The organism is Intrasporangium chromatireducens Q5-1, from assembly GCF_000576575.1.
Taxonomy (GTDB): Bacteria; Actinomycetota; Actinomycetes; order Actinomycetales; family Dermatophilaceae; genus Intrasporangium_A; species Intrasporangium_A chromatireducens.
In genome coordinates, this window is the sequence record NZ_AWQS01000585.1 from 1 (window position 1) to 505 (window position 505).

Annotated in this window: 2 protein-coding genes; both read left to right on the forward strand. The window is 64.0% G+C overall.

Annotated features, from left to right (window positions below; all coding sequences use genetic code 11):
* On the forward strand, window positions 1-287 hold a 287-nt coding region (locus tag N864_RS25830; RefSeq protein WP_205621051.1), incomplete at its 5' end, for a hypothetical protein.
* A 23-nt stretch (window positions 288-310) separates the two neighbouring features.
* Window positions 311-505: hypothetical protein (locus N864_RS25835; protein WP_205621052.1), on the forward strand; the 195-nt coding region annotated here is incomplete at its 3' end.

Here is a 505-nt window from a genome sequence, read left to right on the forward strand (position 1 = left end):
CCGAAGTGCCGGTGTGCGGCTGTGAGCCGGCCGCGCTGGATTTGTGTGACGCTCCGTGGTGCCCTCCCGGGCCCGTTCCGACGCTGGCCTGGGCGGCGGCTCGCGTGGGCGACGAGCTGCCGGTAGAGGGCGTCGCAGATCCTGCGCTTGAGGCAGCGCATGGCTTCGGCCTTGGTCTTGCCGTCGGCGAGTTTGCGCCGGTAGTAGGCCCGGCCCGACAGGCGAAGAATGGCAAGATCAAGGAGTCCCACCTTTATGAGAAACTTGACCTGCTTGAACGCATATAGGCCGTCGACCGCCGATCACGGGCATGTTGGAGTCGAAGCTCAAGCTCTCTGGCGATGGCTACGACGGCAAGATCTCCGCCCAGGTCACCTCAACGCTGCCCGTAGACACCAAGGACGGAATGCCGGTGTACATCATCTTCCGAGACAGCAAAGGGAAGATCAGTGGCGGCGACAACGGGTACACCCCAGGGTCAAGTCCGGGTCCGTGGTGTACGACG